This is a genomic window from Kribbella sp. NPDC051936 (assembly GCF_040680955.1).
Lineage (GTDB): Bacteria > Actinomycetota > Actinomycetes > Propionibacteriales > Kribbellaceae > Kribbella.
In genome coordinates, this window is the sequence record NZ_JBFAXS010000006.1 from 79,201 (window position 1) to 97,524 (window position 18,324).

Annotated in this window: 17 protein-coding genes; 13 read left to right on the forward strand and 4 right to left on the reverse strand. The window is 70.1% G+C overall.

Annotated elements, in window-relative coordinates; translation table 11 throughout:
* The first annotated feature begins 94 nt into the window (after window positions 1-94).
* The 5 genes from AB0L64_RS21425 to AB0L64_RS21445 all read left to right on the forward strand — a co-directional run bounded on the left by AB0L64_RS21425 (window position 95) and on the right by AB0L64_RS21445 (window position 6,195).
* Window positions 95-961, forward strand: a complete 867-nt coding sequence (locus AB0L64_RS21425) for a helix-turn-helix transcriptional regulator (protein ID WP_363712520.1) — start codon at window positions 95-97, stop codon at window positions 959-961.
* A 42-nt stretch (window positions 962-1,003) separates the two neighbouring features.
* Window positions 1,004-2,269: a ThuA domain-containing protein gene (locus AB0L64_RS21430; protein ID WP_363712522.1), complete on the forward strand. Its 1,266-nt coding sequence runs from the start codon at window positions 1,004-1,006 to the stop codon at window positions 2,267-2,269.
* A gap of 21 nt (window positions 2,270-2,290) precedes the next feature.
* Window positions 2,291-3,361, forward strand: coding sequence for an oxidoreductase (locus AB0L64_RS21435; protein WP_363712524.1), 1,071 nt, complete (start codon window positions 2,291-2,293; stop codon window positions 3,359-3,361).
* Window positions 3,362-3,692: 331 nt separating this feature from the next.
* Entirely contained in the window at window positions 3,693-4,505 is an 813-nt protein-coding gene (locus tag AB0L64_RS21440; RefSeq protein WP_363712526.1) for an endonuclease/exonuclease/phosphatase family protein, read from the forward strand.
* A 247-nt stretch (window positions 4,506-4,752) separates the two neighbouring features.
* Complete coding sequence (locus AB0L64_RS21445; protein ID WP_363712528.1) at window positions 4,753-6,195, forward strand: C40 family peptidase; 1,443 nt, start codon at window positions 4,753-4,755, stop codon at window positions 6,193-6,195.
* Between the two features lie 45 nt (window positions 6,196-6,240).
* Here the strand turns inward: AB0L64_RS21445 and AB0L64_RS21450 are convergent, their stop codons facing one another.
* From AB0L64_RS21450 to AB0L64_RS21460, 3 genes are read right to left on the reverse strand one after another with little or no spacing between them, the layout of a single operon-like run.
* Window positions 6,241-6,948: an SDR family oxidoreductase gene (locus AB0L64_RS21450; protein WP_363712529.1), complete on the reverse strand. Its 708-nt coding sequence runs from the start codon at window positions 6,946-6,948 to the stop codon at window positions 6,241-6,243.
* Window positions 6,949-6,995: 47 nt separating this feature from the next.
* Window positions 6,996-7,886 carry a LysR family transcriptional regulator gene (locus tag AB0L64_RS21455; protein WP_363712531.1) on the reverse strand — a complete coding sequence of 297 codons (891 nt, stop codon included), beginning with the start codon at window positions 7,884-7,886 and terminating at the stop codon, window positions 6,996-6,998.
* 13 nt (window positions 7,887-7,899) lie between these two features.
* Window positions 7,900-8,859 carry a zinc-binding dehydrogenase gene (locus tag AB0L64_RS21460; protein WP_363712533.1) on the reverse strand — a complete coding sequence of 320 codons (960 nt, stop codon included), beginning with the start codon at window positions 8,857-8,859 and terminating at the stop codon, window positions 7,900-7,902.
* An 88-nt stretch (window positions 8,860-8,947) separates the two neighbouring features.
* On the opposite strand from AB0L64_RS21460, the gene AB0L64_RS21465 reads away from it, so the two are divergent.
* Complete coding sequence (locus AB0L64_RS21465) at window positions 8,948-9,379, forward strand: MarR family winged helix-turn-helix transcriptional regulator (protein WP_363712535.1); 432 nt, start codon at window positions 8,948-8,950, stop codon at window positions 9,377-9,379.
* Here AB0L64_RS21465 and AB0L64_RS21470 read toward each other — a convergent pair.
* The gene (locus AB0L64_RS21470; protein WP_355481895.1) at window positions 9,376-9,864 is read right to left on the reverse strand and encodes an inorganic diphosphatase; all 489 of its coding nucleotides are present in this window, start codon (window positions 9,862-9,864) and stop codon (window positions 9,376-9,378) included. The genes AB0L64_RS21465 and AB0L64_RS21470 overlap by 4 nt on opposite strands.
* Before the next feature lie 50 nt (window positions 9,865-9,914).
* Between AB0L64_RS21470 and dacB the strand changes: the two genes are divergently transcribed.
* The 7 genes from dacB (at window position 9,915) to AB0L64_RS21505 (ending at window position 18,156) form a co-directional block, all read left to right on the forward strand.
* Window positions 9,915-11,279 carry a D-alanyl-D-alanine carboxypeptidase/D-alanyl-D-alanine-endopeptidase gene (gene dacB / locus AB0L64_RS21475; RefSeq protein WP_363712537.1) on the forward strand — a complete coding sequence of 455 codons (1,365 nt, stop codon included), beginning with the start codon at window positions 9,915-9,917 and terminating at the stop codon, window positions 11,277-11,279.
* Window positions 11,280-11,319: 40 nt separating this feature from the next.
* Window positions 11,320-12,414, forward strand: coding sequence for a zinc-dependent metalloprotease (locus AB0L64_RS21480; RefSeq protein WP_355481899.1), 1,095 nt, complete (start codon window positions 11,320-11,322; stop codon window positions 12,412-12,414).
* Window positions 12,386-13,426: a tRNA lysidine(34) synthetase TilS gene (tilS, locus tag AB0L64_RS21485; RefSeq protein ID WP_363712540.1), complete on the forward strand. Its 1,041-nt coding sequence runs from the start codon at window positions 12,386-12,388 to the stop codon at window positions 13,424-13,426. The genes AB0L64_RS21480 and tilS overlap by 29 nt, the downstream gene beginning before the upstream one ends.
* Window positions 13,427-13,431: 5 nt before the next feature.
* Entirely contained in the window at window positions 13,432-13,983 is a 552-nt protein-coding gene (hpt, locus tag AB0L64_RS21490) for a hypoxanthine phosphoribosyltransferase (RefSeq protein ID WP_355481903.1), read from the forward strand.
* Between the two features lie 208 nt (window positions 13,984-14,191).
* A complete protein-coding gene (gene ftsH / locus AB0L64_RS21495) occupies window positions 14,192-16,228 on the forward strand; it encodes an ATP-dependent zinc metalloprotease FtsH (RefSeq protein WP_355694812.1) in 2,037 nt (678 codons plus the stop codon).
* A 79-nt stretch (window positions 16,229-16,307) separates the two neighbouring features.
* The gene (gene folE / locus AB0L64_RS21500) at window positions 16,308-16,880 is read left to right on the forward strand and encodes a GTP cyclohydrolase I FolE (protein ID WP_363712543.1); all 573 of its coding nucleotides are present in this window, start codon (window positions 16,308-16,310) and stop codon (window positions 16,878-16,880) included.
* 142 nt (window positions 16,881-17,022) lie between these two features.
* Entirely contained in the window at window positions 17,023-18,156 is a 1,134-nt protein-coding gene (locus AB0L64_RS21505; RefSeq protein WP_363712545.1) for a S1 family peptidase, read from the forward strand.
* The last annotated feature ends 168 nt before the right edge of the window (window positions 18,157-18,324 follow it).

The following is an 18,324-nucleotide window of genomic DNA, read 5'->3' on the forward strand; positions in this document are numbered from 1 at the left end:
CAGCGTGGAAGCGGATGCCGCGGGCAACCAGGCTGCGGTCAGCCACTGCTCGGCAAGCAGTGGTTAACCGCCGGAGCCCGTGGACACTGGAGACATGGAGTACGCCGACCTGTCCGATTTCCTGCGCAAACGCCGCGAGGCCCTGCAGCCCGAAGACGTCGGGATGCCCCGCGGGCGCCGCCGCCGTACGCCGGGGTTGCGCCGCGAGGAGGTCGCGGCGCTGGCGTCGATGTCGGCCGACTACTACAGCCGGCTCGAGGGCGGACGCGGCCCGCAGCCGTCGGTCGAGATGCTCGGGGCGATCGCGCGGGCGCTGCGCCTGACGCTGGAGGAGCGCGACCACCTGTTCCTGCTGGCCGGCCACGGTACGCCGCCGCGCGCGACGCGGGCCTGCCACGTCGACCCCGGCATGCTGCGGATCCTGGACCGCCTGCACGACACACCCGCGCTGCTGCTGAACCGGTGCGGCGAGGTCGTCGCGCAGACGCCGGCGCACGTCGCGTTCGCCGGCGAGCTGACCAACTTCGACGGGATGGAGCGCAGCGAGGTCTACCGCTGGTTCGTGCATCCCGAGACGCGGGCGCTGTACGCCGAACCCGAGCTGTCGACGCACAGCCGCCTGCTGGTCTCGATGCTCCGCACGGTCGCGACGATCGACGGCCCGAAGTCGTACGCCGCCTCGATCGTCCGCGCGCTGCGCAAGCTCAGCCCGGAGTTCTCCGAGATCTGGGACGCGCACGAGGTGGTCGTCGCGCACAGCCGGACCAAGCGGTTCCGGCATCCGGTCGTCGGCGAGCTGGAGCTGTACTGCGAGCTGATCGACAACCGGGATCAGCAGCAGACGCTGATCGTGTTCACCGCGGAGCCGGGGAGCGAGAGCGCCGAGAAGCTGCGCTTGCTGGGCGTTCTGGGCAGCCAGGCGATGAGCTCTGGACAGGGCTTTGATCGGGAGTTAATTTAAGGATTGAAATTTCATAAGGTTCTGACGGAAAGGTCCGCCCCCATGCTTTCCGATCGATTTCGCCTGTCCGCATTCCTGCTCGCCCTGGTGCTGCTGATCAGCGGCCTGACCTCGACCGCGGTCGCCGGAGTCCAGGCGACCTTCAAGGTGCTCGCCTTCTACAGCGGCACCTGGGACGCCGCCCACATCGACTTCGAGAAAGAGGCCAATCAGCGTTTTCCGGAGTTTGGAGCGCAGAACGGCTTCACCTACACCGCGACGAACAACTGGGACCAGCTCAACAACCTGACCGCCGCGCAGTACCAGGTGGTGATGTTCCTCGACGACTCGCCGCACACCGATGCGCAGCGCAACGGGTTCAAGAACTACATGGACAACGGCGGCGCGTTCTTCGGCTTCCACGTCGCGGCGTACAACGACGCGAGCGGCGGCTGGCCGTGGTTCAACAACACGCTGCTCGGCACCGGCCGGTTCCAGTCCAACACCTGGGGTCCGACCGCGGTCACGTTGCGGACCGAGAACCGCTCGCACCCGGCGCTGGTGAACACCGGTGCGACGTTCCGCTCCTCGGTGAGTGAGTGGTACAGCTGGCAGAACGACCTGCGGAACAACCCGGACATCCAGATCCTGGCCTCGATCGACGCCTCCAGCTTCCCGGTCGGCACCGACCCGAACCAGTCCTGGTACAGCGGCTACTACCCGATCATCTGGACCAACAAGAACTACAAGATGATCTACGCGAACTTCGGCCACAACGCGATGAACTACGAGACCAACACCCGGCTCTCGTCGACCTTCGACAGCCCGGCGCAGAACCAGTTCATGATGGACGCGCTGAAGTGGCTGGGCGGGGCCGGTACGACGCCGCCGGCCGACCAGCCGTCGCCGACCTCGTGGTACTCGATCGCGAACAAGGCCAACGGGAAATGCGTCGACGCTCGCGCGGCCGGGACCGCCAACGGCACCGTGATCCAGCAGTACAGCTGCAACGGCACGCAGGCGCAGCAGTTCCAGTTCCAGCCGACATCCAGCGGTTTCACGCGGGTCAACAACCGCAACGACGCCACCAAGGTGATCGATGTGACCGACGTTTCCGCGGCGGACAACGCGGGGCTGCAGTTGTGGACGTACGGCGGCGGAAACAACCAGCAGTGGCAGGCCGTCTCCGAAGGCGGCGGCTATTTCCACTTCGTCAGCCGGCTCAGCAGCAAGTGCCTGACCGTCCCCAACGGCTCGACCGCCGACAGCACCCAACTCGTCCAACTCACCTGCAACTCCAGCACCGCGCAGTCCTTCAAGCTGACGTGACCTCCGGTTAGATTGCGGCGCATGAGAATCCTGCGTGTGGCCGCTTTGGCGGCAGGAGGTCTGTTGTTGATGGGTCAGGTCGTGCCCGCCCAGGCTCACGGCGGATCGTCGTACCGCTGGGAGCTGACACCGACCGGGACCACGGCGCAGTTCCGTGGACTCGCGGCGGTCAGCAAGGACGTCGCCTGGGTGGGCGGGTCGGGCGGGACCGTGCTGCGGACGGTCGACGGCGGGAAACACTGGCAGAACGTCAGCCCGGCCGGCGCCGAAGCGCTGCAGTTCCGCGATGTCGAGGCGTTCGACGCGCGGCGCGCGGTCGCGTTGACGATCGGGACCGGCGAGGACTCCCGGGTGTACCGCACGGCCGACGGCGGAAAGACCTGGACGGAAACGTTCCGGAACACGGACGCGAACGCGTTCTACGACTGCATCGCGTTCAACGACGACAAGCACGGCCTGGCGTTGAGCGACCCGGTGGACGGAAAGTTCCGGATCGCCGCGACGTCCGACGGCGGGAAGTCCTGGACGGTGCAGCCGGGCGACGGGATGCCGGCCGCACTCGCCGGTGAGTTCGCGTTCGCGGCGAGCGGCACCTGCCTGGTCGCCGGGCACGGCCGGACGGCGTGGTTCGCGAGCGGCGGCGGTGACCGGCCGCGGGTGTTCCGGACCGTCGACGGCGGCCGGCACTGGACGGTCGCGGACTCGCCGATGGCCAGCGGCGCAGCGGCCGGCATCTTCAGCCTCGCGTTCCGGAACAGCTTGTTCGGCGTCGCGGTCGGTGGTGACTTCCTGAAGCCGACCGAGGCCGTGAAGGCCGCGTCCGTCACCTCCGACGGCGGCCGGACCTGGCAGCTGGTGCCGGCGGACAAGGCGCCGAAGGGCTACCGGAGCGGGTCGCACTTCGTCCCGTGGTCGCCGACGGCCGTGCTCGCGGTCGGCCCGTCCGGGAGCGACGTCAGCTTCGACGGCGGCCGCAGCTGGAAGCAGTTCTACGACGGCAGCTTCGACAGCGTCGAATGCGCCGGCCACGGCGTCAACGCGGGCTGCTGGGCCTCCGGCGCGAACGGAGCCGTCGGCCGGCTCGTGCATTGAGCCGGAACGCCGCACGACGGCCGTGACGGCGTCCCCGGCGCCTCCTCGGAACGGCCATCTCAGGGGTCAACCCCGCAGATCGCCGGTTGACCCCATGCATACCGGGGGGCAAAGCGGCAACGGGGAGGGTTGACCCCTCAGATGGTGCTGCGCGGCGGTGGGTGCTCGCCGGCGCGCTGCACCCTGACGTCGGTCGAGGTCACGAACGCGACCAGCACGTCGCGGTGCCTTCCAGCTCCGCGCTCAGCGGTCCGCGGACGCCCCCTCACGTTCAGACCGGCGACACTCGCTCGTCGCGCGGGTGTCGCCGGTTTTCCGGAAGGATGTGGTCATGCGTAAATTGCTGACCGTTCTCGCCGGACTGCTGATGGTGGTCCCCACCGTCGCCGCGGCTCAGCCCGACGCGGGTCGTCCGGGCCGGCCGCTGACCGTCATGACGTACAACATCCACCACGGCGCCGGGATCGACGGCGTCCTCGATCTCGAGCGGATCGCCGCCCTGATCGAGCAGTCCGGGGCCGACGTGATCGGGCTGCAGGAGGTCGACCGGCACTGGGCCGAGCGGAGCAACTGGGTCGACCAGCCGGCCTGGTTCGCGCAGCGGCTGAAGATGCACTACGCGTACGCCGCCAACCTCGACCTGCCGCCGCTGAACCCGGGTGAGCCGCGGCGTCAGTACGGCACCGCGATCCTGTCGAAGTACCCGATCCAGGACTTCGAGAACACCCTTCTGCCGCTCTACCCGACCGGCGAGCAGCGCGGTCTGGCCGTGGCGGACATCACGGTGCGCGGAGCCAAGCTGCGGTTCGCGAACACGCACCTGACCAGCAACAACAACGCCGAGCGGCTCGAGCAGGCGCAGAAGGTGGTCGAGCTGCTCAGCGGCTCCGAGACCCCGACGCTGCTCGTCGGCGACCTGAACGCGACGCCCGAGAAGCCCGAGATCAAGACGCTGACCGCGGTGTACGCCGACACCTGGGACGAGGTCGGCAGCGGCCCCGGCTACACGATCGAGGCGGACAACCCGACCAAGCGGATCGACTTCCAGCTGCACAGCGCGGGCCTGCGCCCGACGAAGGCCGCCGTCCCCGTGACGCCGGCCTCGGACCACCTGCCGGTGGTCGCCTCGTTCGTCCTGAGCTGACCCAGCAGCTCGCAGAAACGCCCCTCCGGCGCCGGCCGGAGGGGCGTTTTCGTGCGCCCACCTGCGCATTCGCGGAATTACAAGCTTGTAGTTTGTCAAGTCGACACACGGGTGAAACAAAGATACTTGTGTGAAAACTGTTCCCAATGGGGCTGCAGGCAACTAGTGTCACGTATGTGGTCCAGGAGGACCAAAAGTTCACGAACCCTGGGGAAGGGGTTCGTGACCGGCGGAAGGAACCATCCCGATGCGGACGCCCCTCAGGGCCACGTCCGGCGGGCGGGTCACGAGTGCTGGGAAGACCGGCAGGGCAGGCAAGGTGCTGCTCTCCGGGGTGCTCGCGATCTGCTTGGCCGGTGCCATGGCCGTGCCCACCCTCCCGGCCGAGGCCGCCAAGCCGAAGCCGCCGGTGATTCCGTCCAAGGCCGCCGTCGAGCGTGCCAAGCAGGCCGCCGCCTCCAAGGCCGCCCAGGTCGCCGCGATCGAGCGTCAGCTCGCCGCCGCGGCCGCGCGGTTGGAGCAGCTCGGCGTCCAGTCCGGCATCGCCGACGAGGCATACAACGGCGCCGTCTACCGGCTGCAGCAGGCCAAGGCCGAGGCGGCCGCCGCCGCGGCCCGGGCCGCCGAGGCGCAGAAGACGCTGGCCGCCCAGCGGCAGCAGATCGGCCGCTTCGCCGCCGCGTCGTACCAGGGCGGCGGCGATGTGGCGAAGCTCGCGCCGCTGTTCACCGCCGAAGGCCCCCAGGAGCTGCTGGACTCGGCCGGCACCGCGCACTCGGTGTCGTCGGCGATGCAGGGGTCGTACCTGCGGTTCACCGCCACCGAGGTGATGACGAACCTGTTCAAGGTGCAGGCCGACCAGGCCGTCGTGAAGGTGAAGAAGGCGACCGACGAGGCGGCCAAGGCGAAGAAGGCGGCCGAGGCGGCGGAGGCCGCACAGTCGGCGGCGGTGACCGCGATCGGCGTGCAGCGCAAGCAGTCGATCGCGCAGCTCGCCACCTTGCAGAACATCTCGGTCCAGGTCGCCGCCCAGCGCCAGCGCGGGCTCGAGGAGCTCGCCCGGCAGCGCGCCGCCGAGCTGGCCGCGCGCAAGGCCGCGGAGCTGAAGCGCCGGATCGCCGCCCGGGAGGCCGCCGAGCGGCGTCGGGAGGCGGCCGAGGCGGCCCGCGAGGCGGCGGAGAAGGCCCGCGAGGAACGCGAGCAGCAGAAGCAGAACCAGAACAGCGGCAAGAAGAACCCGCCGAAGCGCCACAAGCCGACCCCGCCGCGCGACAACGACGGCGGCAACGACGGCGGCAACGACGGCGGCCGCCACGGCACGCGGAGGGGCGCGCAGGCCGCGATCGACTTCGCGATGCGGCAGCTCGGCGACATGTACCTGTGGGGCGCGACCGGCCCGAACCGGTGGGACTGCTCCGGGCTGACGCAGGGTGCGTGGGAGCAGGCCGGCGTCCAGCTGCCGCACTACAGCGTTGCGCAGTACGAGCAGATCCAGCACATCGACGAGGACGAGCTGCGGCCCGGCGACCTGATCTTCTGGTCGCTGGACCCCAACGACCCGGGCACCATCCACCACGTCGCGATGTACCTCGGCAACGGGCGGATGATCCACGCGCCGCGGACCGGCAAGCCGGTGCAGATCGACAGCGTGTACTACTGGGAGCCCCCGGACTTCTTCGGTCGCCCCTGATCCAGCGGTCCCCGGCAACGGCGTGTTGCCGGGGACGCTCTTTTCCTAGGCCAGCCGGTGTCCGCCGTCGGCGTGCAGAACGGTGCCGGTGATGAAACCATTGCGCAGCAGGGCGATGATCGCCGCGGCGATGTCCTGGGTCCGGCCGATCCGGCCGACCGGGAGGCGGGCCGCCATCGCGGCCAGGGTTTCCGGCGCCGCGTCGCCGGCGACGTCCTGCCAGATCGGGGTGTCGACCCAGCCGGGTGAGACCACGTTGACGCGCAACGGCGCGAGTTCGACCGCGAGCGCCGCGGCCAGCGAGGCCAGTGCGCCGTTGAGTGCCGCGAGCAACGAGGCCCTGGGGCCCGGCCGGTACGCCGCGATGCCCGAGGTGAACACGATCGAGCCGCCGGGTTCGAGCAGCGGCGCGCCGTGCTTGGCGAGCAGCAACGGTCCGAGCAGCTTGGAGTCGACCGCGGAGCGGGCCGCGCGGACGTCGTACGCCGCGATTGGCTGGTAAGCGCCGCCGACGTCGGCGGCCGTGGTGACGATGTGGCTGACCGGGCCGGTGACGGCGAAGAGCCGTTCGATGTCCTGCTCGACGCCGACGTCCATGGCGACGGTGCGGACGCCGAGCTCCCGGCGTACGTCGTCGAGCTTGTCCGCCGATCGCCCGGCGACGGTGACTTCGCTGCCCTGGGCAACGAGTTCGGCGGCGAGGGCGCGGCCCATACCGGAGCTTCCGCCGACGATCACGACGTGTTCCCGCAACTGTTTCTCCTTCGGTGGTTGACGATTCGAGCCAACCACCGGGTGAGTCAGTCCGCCACGTCGTGTTGCCTAACGACCGTTAGGCCGGGACTAACGGTCATCGTCCGAAGCACGGGATTGGTCGAATCGGTGCGCCATACGGCGGCGTACCGGGCGATCAGCGGCCGGCCCGCGAGCGGTCGCCAGACGATGTCCGGCGTGGCGGCGCGGCGGGAGCCGAGGCTGATCGCGGAGCGCCGGACGAGCAGGGCCGACCGCAGCTGCGAGTGGCTCATGCTGATGTCGCTCAGCCGTACGCCGGTGCCGATCCGGCGGAGCGCGTCGTCGTAGAACTCGGGCGCGGCGGCGCGCGGGATCCAGATCAGCTCGAGCCCCGCCAGGTCGTCGAGCGTCAGTTCGGGTTCGGCGGCGAGCGGATGGGTCGCGGTCAGCAGGACTCCGAGCTCCTCGTCGGCGAGCTGCTCCGATGTCATGGCGGGCGGCAACGTCACCGGCGCGCGGACCAGGCCGAGGTCGATCTCGCCGGCGCCGAGCATCCGGAGCTGGTCGGTCGTGGTGCCGGCCTCCAGCGTGACCGTGCCGGCCGGGAAGCGTTCGGCGGCGAGCTGCTCGAGGGCGGCCGGAAGCCAGCCGGGGATTCCGTTCAGCAGGCCGAGCCGGAGCACCGGTTCGTCCAGGCCGGCGGCCCGGCGCGTGTCCTTCAGCGCCAGGCCGGCCGCCTGGATGGTCTCCCGGGCGCGGGCGAGGAAGACCTGCCCGGCCGGGGTCAGCTCGACGCCGCGACTGTGCCTGATCAGCAGACTGGTGCCGACCTCGCGCTCGAGCTGCTTGATCTGCTGGCTGAGGGTCGGGGTGGAGATGTACAGCCGCTCGGCGGCCCGGCCGAAATGCAGCTCCTCGGCAACGCCGACGAAGTACCTCAGCTGCCGAAGCTCCACCGGGCGATTCTATTCAGGGGGTCGCGACGAGCCGCCCGAGATTGGCCCGGGCGTCGAGGGTTTCGTGGATCCGGGCGACGTCGGCGAGCGGGTGGGTCGCGTGCACGACCGGGCGGAGTTCGCCGGTCTGCCAGCGCCGGGTGGCCTCGGCGATGTCGGCGCGCGCCTCGTCGGGCCGCGCCTGCTGCCAGCCGTAGAGGGAGACGCCGGTCACCGATCGCGACCGCAGGCCGAGCGCCGGGATCATCGGCACCTCGGTGGTGATCGCGCCGTACGACACCATCGTGCCGAGGGGTTTGACCAGGTCGAGGCCCTGCGCGAAGACGGTGCCGCCGATCGCGTCGAGGACCGTGTCGAGGCCGTCGGGAGCGATCGCGCGGACCCGGTCCGGCCACGCGGGGTCGGTCAGGTCGACGGGCTCGGCGCCGAGGTCGCGGATGAAGTCGAGGCGGGCGGGGGAGGACGCCGTACCGATGATCGTGGCGGGGTCGTAGGTCCGGGCGAGCTGGACGGCGAGGTGGCCGACGGTGCCGGCGGCCGAATGGACCAGGACAGTGCCTCCGGCCGGGAGGCGGCCCGCTTCGAGGAGCCGGAGAGCGAGCGGGGCGGTCATCGACATCATCGTCGCCTCAGCTGCGTCGGCGTCGTCGGGGATCGGCGCGAGGAAGGCGGCGTCGGCGACCGCGTAGTCGCCGAACGCATCCTCCGACAGGGCGCTGACCCGTTGGCCGAGGAGGGCGGGCGGCGTGCCGGGTCCGAGCTTGACGACGCGGCCGACGACATCGCCGGTCAGCGTGCCGGGGAGCGGCCGGTCCCAGGGGGAGTTGCCGCGGCGGAGGACGGTGTCAATGGCGTTCGCCCCGATGGCCTCGGCCTGGATCAGCACCTGACCGGCGGCGGGCTCGGGGACGGCGACCTCGTCGAGCTGGAGGACATCGGGACCGCCGTGGCGGTGGAAGCGCACTGCGCGCATGGTGGGTGCTCCATATCGTGGGAGTTATAAATAATGGGAGATTCCCACGATAACGCCGCGCGTCGCCGGTGCCAATAGAGTTGGTGCGGTGAAGAAGTCGCCGAGCCACCGGCTGTCCGACCACGCGCTCTGGGCGTTGGGGCGGGCGAGTCAGCACGCGCAACGGCTGGTCCGGCAGCACATGACCGACGCCGGTGTCCGGACGCAGCACTACCACGTGCTGGCGAGCCTGGCCGACGACGGCGAGGCCGCGCAGGCGACGCTCGCGGACCGGATCGGGCTGGACCGCAGCGATCTGGTCACGCTGCTCGACGAGCTCGAGGAGCTGGAGTTCCTGGCGCGGCGGGTCGACCCCGCCGACCGGCGACGCAAGATCGTCGCGATCACCCCGGCGGGCGAGCGGCAGCTCACCACGATGGACGAGCTCATCCACGCCGCCGAGACGGACCTGCTGAAGCCGCTCACCGCGGCGGAGCGCAAGACCTTGCTGAGCCTGCTCCGCCGCGTCTCAGACGATTAGTGTCCTTCGGTCTTCAGGCGCTCGAAGGAGGCGGTGATCTCGGCCTCGGCGTCGGCGCGGCCGACCCAGGTGGCGCCCTCGACGGACTTGCCGGGCTCGAGGTCCTTGTAGACCTCGAAGAAGTGCTGGATCTCGAGGCGGTCGAACTCCGGCACGTGGTGGATGTCGCGCAGGTGCTCCTGGCGCGGGTCGCCGGCCGGGACACAGAGGACCTTGTCGTCCGGGCCCTTCTCGTCGGTCATCCGGAACATGCCGATCGCGCGCGAGCGGATCAGGCAGCCCGGGAAGGTCGGCTCGGGGAGCAGGACGAGGGCGTCGAGCGGGTCGCCGTCCTGTCCGAGGGTGTCCTCGATGAACCCGTAGTCGGACGGATACTGGGTCGCGGTGAACAGCGTCCGGTCCAGCCGCAGACGGTTCGTCTTGTGGTCCAGCTCGTACTTGTTGCGGGTGCCCTTGGGGATCTCGATGAAGACGTCGAACTCCATACGGCAGATACTGTCACGGTTCCGACCGACCGAATGACAGGAGCAGCCCGGTGGCCCGACCTGCCCGTGCGGCATTCGTCACGCTGCTCGCCACGGCGCTCTGCGCCGGCCTGGTGAGCAGCGCGCGCGCCGTCCCCGGATCAGCGCAGACCACACGGCAGGCCGCGGCGCAGGCACCGGCCGTTCTGGTGCCGGCAACCACCGAAGGCGCCGCACCGACCGCGGCCGGCGTCGGCAAGGCGCTCGCGGCGGTCCTCAAGGACCCGTCGCTCGGCCCGCACCACGGCATCTACGTGTACGACGCGTCGCGCGGCAAGCCGGTGTTCTCGGTCGGGGCCGCCACGCCGTACACACCGGCCTCCACGCTCAAGCTGCTGACCACGGTCTCGGCGCTGGCGAACCTCGGACCGGAGCACACCTTCACGACCAAGGTGGTGAGCACAGGCCAGGGCTCGATCGTCCTGGTCGGCGGCGGCGACCCGCTGCTGGCCGCGAAGCCCTCCGCGAGCGACGGCTTCCCGGCCCGCGCCACCCTTCAGGCCTTGGCTGCGAGCACGGCGAGGGCCCTGAAGGCTCAGGGCGTCGCCTCGGTGACCCTCGGGTACGACGCGTCGCTGTTCTCCGGGCCGGCGATCAACGCGAACTGGGAGGCGAACTACGTCCCCGAGGGCATCGCCGCCCCGACCTCGGCGCTCTGGGTCAACGAGGGACGCCTGTCGCCGGGCATGGCCAAGCGGTCGACCTCCCCGGCGCAGACTGCCGCCACCTCCTTCCAGAAGCTCCTGCAGCAGTACGGCATCAAGGTTGCGGCGACCACCAAGGCCACGAAGGCGCCCGCCGCTGCCAAGCCGCTCGCACAGGTCAAGTCGCCGACGCTCGGCCAGATCGTCGAGTACGTGAACCTGCACAGCGACAACGACGGCGCCGAGGTCCTGCTGCGGCAGGTCGGCATCGCGACCGGCAACGGCGGCTCCTACGCCGGTGGCGTCCAGGGCCTCCGCGCCACGCTGACCAAACTCGGCCTGGACGTCAGCAAGGCCCGGATCTACGACGGCAGCGGTCTGACGCGCGCCAACAAGGTCCCGCTCGACCTGCTCGCCGGCGCGGTCCGGGTCGCCGTGTCCAAGGACCACCCGGAGCTGCGGCACCTCCTGAGCGGTCTACCGGTGGCCGGCTTCAACGGGAGCCTCCGGGAGCGATTCACCACCGCAGGGACGGGCACTGGGACCGGTATGGTCCGCGCGAAGACAGGAACGCTCACTGGGGTCCACAGCCTGGCTGGTTACGCCCGTGACCGCTCCGGCACGCTCTTGGTGTTCGCGATCGCCAGTGACAGCGTGCCGGTCCCGAAGACGCTGGACGCCCGCGCCGCACTGGACCGTGCGACCGCCGCGCTGGCCAATTGCGGCTGCTGATCGGGGGGCGCATGTTGGGACATACCACTAGGGTCTTTGTATGAGTACGGCGGAAGGCGGGACCACGGCCGAGATGGTCGACTGGCAGCTGGCGACCGGCGTGGCGCGGAAGTTGCTGCGCCCGGGGCCGGCGGTCAGCCGCGCGGAGGCGGACCAGGTGGTCGCCGAGCTGCGTCAGTTCGCGGCCGAGTCCGAAGGCCACGTCCGCGAGTTCACCGGGCTGCAGGCCACCTCGGCCACGGCCCCGGTGATGATCGTCGACCGGCCCGGCTGGGTGCAGGCGAACGCGGACGGTTTCCGGACCGTGCTGCAGCCGCTCGCGGACAAGCTGCGCGAGAAGGCGGACCGGACTCCCGGCCTGTCGTCCGCGGTCGGTTCCCGGGTGACGGGGATCGAGGCCGGCGCGCTGCTGGCCTTCCTGTCGTCGCGGGTGCTCGGCCAGTTCGACCCGTTCTACCCGGCGCAGCCCGACCCGGACCGTCCCGGTCTGACCGGTCGGCTGCTGCTGGTGGCGCCGAACGTGATGCACGTGGAGTCCGAGCTGGGCGTCGTACCGCGGGACTTCCGGTTGTGGGTGTGTCTGCACGAGGAGACGCACCGGGTGCAGTTCACGGCGGTGCCTTGGTTGCGAGATCACCTGCGCTCGGAGATCGCCCTGTTCCTGGACCAGGCCGAGCTGGACGCCTCGGCGTACGCCGCCATGTTCCGGGAGGCGGTGCAGCGGCTGGGCAGGTCGGTGCGTGGTGAGGCCGAGCTCAGCCTGGTGGACCTGATGCAGTCGCCGGAGCAGCGCGCCGTGCTCGACCGGCTGACGGCAGTGATGTCGTTGCTAGAGGGCCACGCCGACTTCGTGATGGACGGGGTCGGGCCGTCGGTCATCCCGACCGTGGACACCATCCGGTCCAAGTTCTCGTCGCGGCGCGCGAGCGGCAACCCGGTGGACCAGCTGCTGAAGCGGCTGCTCGGGCTGGACGCGAAGCTCCGGCAGTACAAGGACGGCGCGGCGTTCGTCCGCCGGGTGGTCGACCGGGTCGGGATGGAGGGCTTCAACCGGGTCTGGACCGGCCCGAACACGTTGCCGACCAAGAACGAGATCGCGAACCCCGATGCCTGGGTCGCCCGACTTCACGGCTGAGCACCTGGTCGAGCAGCGCCGGGGGAAACTGCACCCGGCCGTTGCCCGTTCCAGGGAGGCAGTCCGCGCCACGCTGGCCGAGCTGCCGCAAGGTACGACGGTCCTGGTCGCCTGCTCCGGCGGGACGGACTCGCTCGCGCTGGCGGCCGCGACCGCCTTCGAGGCGCCCAAGCTCGGTCTGCGGGCCGGGGCGGTCATCGTGGACCACGGGCTGCAGCCGGACTCGTCGCACGTCGCTGAGACGGCCGCTGAGCAGTGCCGTGGGCTTGGGCTCGACCCTGTGCTCGTCCGCGAGGTCGAGGTGGGTACCGAGGGCGGTCCGGAGGGCGCTGCTCGGACGGCTCGGTACGACGCTCTGCGGGATGTGGCGGACGAGCTGGCCGCAGATGTCGTGCTGCTGGCCCACACGCGTGACGATCAGGCTGAGACCGTGCTGCTCGGGCTGGGCCGCGGGTCGGGAGCGCGGTCCTTGGCCGGGATGGCCCCGGCGGTGGGGTTGCTGCGGCGGCCGTTCCTGGAGGTGCCGCGGGCGACTACGGCTGCTGCGTGTATCGCGTCGGGGCTGCGGCCGTGGCACGATCCGCACAACGACGACCCGCAGTACACGCGGGTCCGGGTGCGTCACGAGGTGCTGCCCGTGCTGGAGGAGGCGCTGGGGCCCGGTGTGGTCGAGGCGCTGGCCCGTACGGCGGGACTGCTCCGGGCGGACGCGGATGCGCTCGATCAGCTCGCCGCGGACGTGGCCGAGACCGCGCTGAGCCGGGCCGAGGGAGAGGTCCGCAGCGATGTCGGCGTACTCGAGGACCAACCCGCCGCGATCCGGACGCGGGTCCTGCGGCAGGCCGCGCTCGAAGCCGGTTGCCGCGCCACCGACCTGACCGCCGGCCATGTGGCATCGGTCGACGCGCTGGTGACCGACTGGCGCGGCCAGCGCTGGATCGATCTGCCCCAGGGCGTCCGGGCGATCCGCAAGGGCGGATTCATCATCCTCGGCCCGGATGTGACAGGCTGAGCCGCGTGGATGCGGCGGACATCGAGAAGGACCTGACCAAGATCCATTACACCGAGGAGCAGATCCTCGCGAAGCTGCGCGAGCTGGCAGCGCGGATCGAGGCCGACTACGAGGGCAAGGACCTGCTGCTGGTCGGCGTCCTGCGCGGCGCGGTGATGGTGATGGCCGACCTGGCCCGGTCGTTCAGCCGGCACGTGGAGATGGACTGGATGGCCATCTCGTCGTACGGCTCCGGGACCAAGTCGTCAGGCGTGGTGCGGATCCAGAAGGACCTGGACACCGACATCACCAACCGGCACGTGCTGATCGTCGAGGACATCATCGACACCGGTCTCACGCTGAGCTGGCTGGTCAGCAACCTGGAGTCACGCAAGCCGGCCTCGCTGGAGCTGTGCACGGCGTTCGTGAAGCCCGACGCGGCGAAGATGCGGGTCCCGGTGAAGTACGTCGGCCTGGAGCTGCCGGACGAGTTCGTCGTCGGGTACGGGCTGGACTACGCCGAGAAGTACCGGAACCTGCGCTGCGTCGGCACGCTCGCCCCGCACGTCTATTCCTGAGCTCCGCCGATACCTTCCCCGCTCCACCGCCCCGGTCTAGGCTTCGGGCAGACTTGGTGACGGCCTGTACAACGGGTCGTACTGTCCATTGGTGACCCTCGTGCTGTGTTGTCTTGTGCGGCACGAGACACTTGGACTGGTATTACCGTCACAAGCCCGCGACACCCGGGCCTGCCGAGCTAGGAGGGACGGGGCCTAGGCCCCGATCATGGACGTGAAGCGCATCTTCCGCGGACCCTTGTTCTGGATCGTCGTCGCCTTCCTCGGCGTGCTGGTGATCGGGCAGCTCCTGACCGGCTCGACCGGGTACAAGACCGAGCCGACCGGCCAGGTCGTGCAGCTGATCCAGCAGGCCAAGTCGTCGAGCGACAAGACGATCAAGACGGTGACGCTGATCGACCCGGACCAGGAGATCCGGGTCGAGAAGACCGACGGCACCAAGCTCCGGGCGCACTGGGTCGACGGCCAGGGCAACTCGCTCGGGAACGACCTGCAGACGCTGTTCCAGGACGGCAAGATCGAGCGGTACGACGTCGAGAACCCGAAGCCGAGCTTCATCGGCCAGGTGTTCTCCACGCTGATCCCGTTCCTGCTGATCGCGGTCGTGTTCATCTTCTTGATGAACTCGATGCAGGGCGGCGGCTCGCGGGTGATGAGCTTCGCCAAGTCGAAGGCCAAACTGGTCACCAAGGACACCCCGAAGACCACGTTCGCCGACGTCGCGGGCGTCGACGAGGCGATCGAGGAGCTCCAGGAGATCAAGGAGTTCCTGCAGGAGCCGGGCAAGTTCCAGGCCGTCGGCGCCAAGATCCCGAAGGGCGTGCTGCTCTACGGCCAGCCCGGTACCGGTAAGACCCTGCTGGCCCGTGCGGTCGCGGGCGAGGCCGGCGTGCCGTTCTACTCGATCTCCGGTTCGGACTTCGTCGAGATGTTCGTCGGTGTCGGCGCCTCCCGGGTCCGGGACCTGTTCGAGCAGGCCAAGACCAACGCGCCGGCGATCGTGTTCATCGACGAGATCGACGCCGTCGGCCGGCACCGCGGCGCGGGCCTCGGCGGCGGTCACGACGAGCGCGAGCAGACGCTGAACCAGCTGCTGGTCGAGATGGACGGCTTCGACGTCCGCGGCGGTGTGATCCTGATCGCGGCCACCAACCGGCCCGACGTGCTCGACCCGGCGCTGCTGCGGCCCGGCCGGTTCGACCGGCAGATCGCCGTCGACGCGCCGGACCTGCCCGGCCGGCAGAAGATCCTCAAGGTGCACGCCCGCGGCAAGCCGATGGCGCAGGACGTCGACCTCACCGCGGTCGCCCGCCGGACGCCCGGTATGACCGGCGCCGACCTGGCCAACGTGCTGAACGAGGCGGCCCTGCTGACCGCCCGCTCGAACGCGCAGATGATCGACAACCGCGCGCTGGACGAGGCCATCGACCGCGTCATCGCCGGCCCGCAGCGCCGGACCCGCCTGATGTCGGACAAGGAGAAGGTGCTCACCGCGTACCACGAGGGCGGTCACGCCCTGGTCGCCGCGGCGCTGCCGCACTCCGACCCGGTGCAGAAGGTGACGATCCTGCCGCGCGGCCGCGCGCTCGGCTACACGATGGTGATGCCGGACGAGGACAAGTACTCGACCACGCGCTCCGAGATGCTCGACAAGCTGGCCTACATGCTCGGCGGCCGGGCGGCCGAGGAGATGGTCTTCCACGACCCGACCACGGGCGCCAGCAACGACATCGAGAAGGCCACCGCGCTGGCCCGGGCGATGGTCACGCAGTACGGCATGACGGAGCGGCTCGGCGCGATCAAGTTCGGCCAGGACAGCAGCGAGCCGTTCCTGGGCCGCGACCTGGGCAGCCAGCGGAACTACTCCGAGGAGATCGCGGCCGCGGTCGACGAAGAGGTCGGCAAGCTGATCCTGAACGCGCACCAGGAGGCCTTCGACATCCTGGTCGAGAACCGGGCGGTCCTGGACCACCTGGTCGAGGAGCTGCTGGAGAAGGAGACCCTGGACAAGCACCAGATCGCCCGCGTGTTCGAGCCGGTGATCAAGCGGGAGCGGCGGCCGGCCTGGACCGGCTCGTCCACCCGGGTGCCGTCCGACCAGCCGCCGGTGATGCCGGTCAACGGGTCGCACGCCGAGCAGAACGGTTCGCTGTCCGACGTGCTGCCGGGCGGTTCGGTCGGCCCCGACGAGGCGATCCGCCCGCCGGAGTACGGCAGCGGCCCGACCCCGCCGTCCAGCAAGTGACCAGCAAGCAGTGAGCTGAACGCCGCCACCCGTCCGGGTGGCGGCGTTCGCCGTTCACGGTGCCGGTAGCGTTCCAGGGATGACGTCACCGAAGTTCGACCACCAGCGGGCGGAGCGGGCCGTGCGCGAGCTGCTGCTCGCGATCGGCGAGGACCCGGACCGCGAGGGTCTGCAGGACACACCGGCCCGGGTGGCCCGCTCGTACGCCGAGATCACGGCCGGCCTCGGGCAGGGCGCCGAGGACGTGCTGACGACCACGTTCGCGCTCGAGCACGACGAGATGATCCTGGTGAAGGACATCGAGGTCTGGAGCCTGTGCGAGCACCACCTGGTCCCGTTCACCGGGGTCGCGCACGTCGGGTACATCCCGAGCCGGGACGGCCGAGTGACCGGATTGTCGAAGCTCGCCCGGCTGGTCGACGTGTACGCGAAACGGCCGCAGGTCCAGGAACGGCTGACCACGCAGATCGCCGAGTCCCTGGTCGAGATCCTGCAGCCTCGCGGCGTGATCGTGGTGATCGAGTGCGAGCACCTGTGCATGACGATGCGCGGCGTCCGGAAACCGGGCGCGAAGACGATCACGTCGGCCGTCCGCGGCCAGCTCCGCAACCCGGTCACCCGCGCCGAGGCGATGAGCCTGATCGTCGGCTGAGGCCCGCCGGCCCGTAGCCCCGGGACCCGTGACCTCGTTGAAGTTTGAGAGACCGGCACTATGGACATTCTGTCGCTGAGCGTTTACTTTCCGTAGTGGCATCTGGCCAACGGGGACCAGTTGCCGGTGTGAGGAGGACAGGATGTCGGGGCGTTTCCGGGTCGGCGCCGCATTGGCCGGGGTCGCTGTCCTGACGGCAGGCGGACTGGTCGCGGCGAACTGGGCCACCGCGGACACGCGGGCCAAGGCCGGTCATCAGGCCGCGAAGCCGACCGTGGACCCGCTGATCGCCGAGACCCTGCAGTCCGAGCTCGGCTCGGACGCGGGCTTCGTGGGCAGCTACTACGACGAGGGCGGCGAGCTGGTCGTCGCCGTCTCGGACCTGTCGACGGCCGAGCTGGTCCGGCAGATCGGCGCGATCCCGCGCCTGGTGAAGTACACGGCCCGGCAGCTGAACGCCGTCCAGGGCGAGCTGAACCGGCTCGCCACCAGGTCCAGCGCCGGCAAGGTCCGGTCCTGGTACGTCGATCCGGTCTCCGGGACCGTGGTGGTGTCGGTGCCGCGGAGCGCGCACGACTCGATCACCAACCGCTTCCTGGCCCGCGCCGAGTCGAACGGCGACCGGGTCACGGTCCGCCGGGTGTCCGGCTCGGTCCGGCCGACCGCGGACGACTTCAGCCTGCGCGGCGGCGTCCAGGTCGACAAGAACACCGGGTACGTGTGCTCGCTCGGGTTCAACGCCAAGACCCGCAAGGGCAACCGGATCTTCCTGACCGCGGGGCACTGCACGTCCGGCCGGCCGTCGTTCTCCCGCAACGGGTACATCCTCGGCAACACCTCCACCTCGAGCTTCCCGGGCCACGACTTCGGGTCCGTCGGCGTGATCGAGGGCTGGGACCAGCAGGGGTACGTCGAGGGCTGGGGCAACGGCAACGTCGCGGTCAAGGGGATCGCGGACGCCACCGTCGGCTCGACGCTGTGCAAGTCGGGCAAGAGCACCGGGTGGACCTGCGGGCGGATCGTCGCGCGGAACGTGACGGTCAACTACGGCAACAACCGTGTGGTCCGCGGGCTGTTCCAGCACACCGCCTGCGTCGAGGCGGGCGACTCCGGCGGCGCCAGCATGACCGGGAACTACGCGCAGGGCATCACCAGCGGCGCGGCCCTGATCGACGGGAAGTGCCTGGAGAAGTACGGCCAGACCAACGAGTCGTACGCACAACCCATCGCACCGGTCCTCCAAGCGACGAAGTCCCGCCTGATCCTCGCCGACTGACGCACCCCAATTTCGCTGGCTACCCAGCGAAATGGGGGGTTTGTCACCCGGAATGAGGGTGCAGAACCCACCAGGTGGCTGGGTAGCCAGTCAAATGGGTTGGGGAGGGGAAACGCGGCTGGTTGTCCGGTTGGGGGCGGGGGCTACTACGGTGTGTGGGTGAGAACT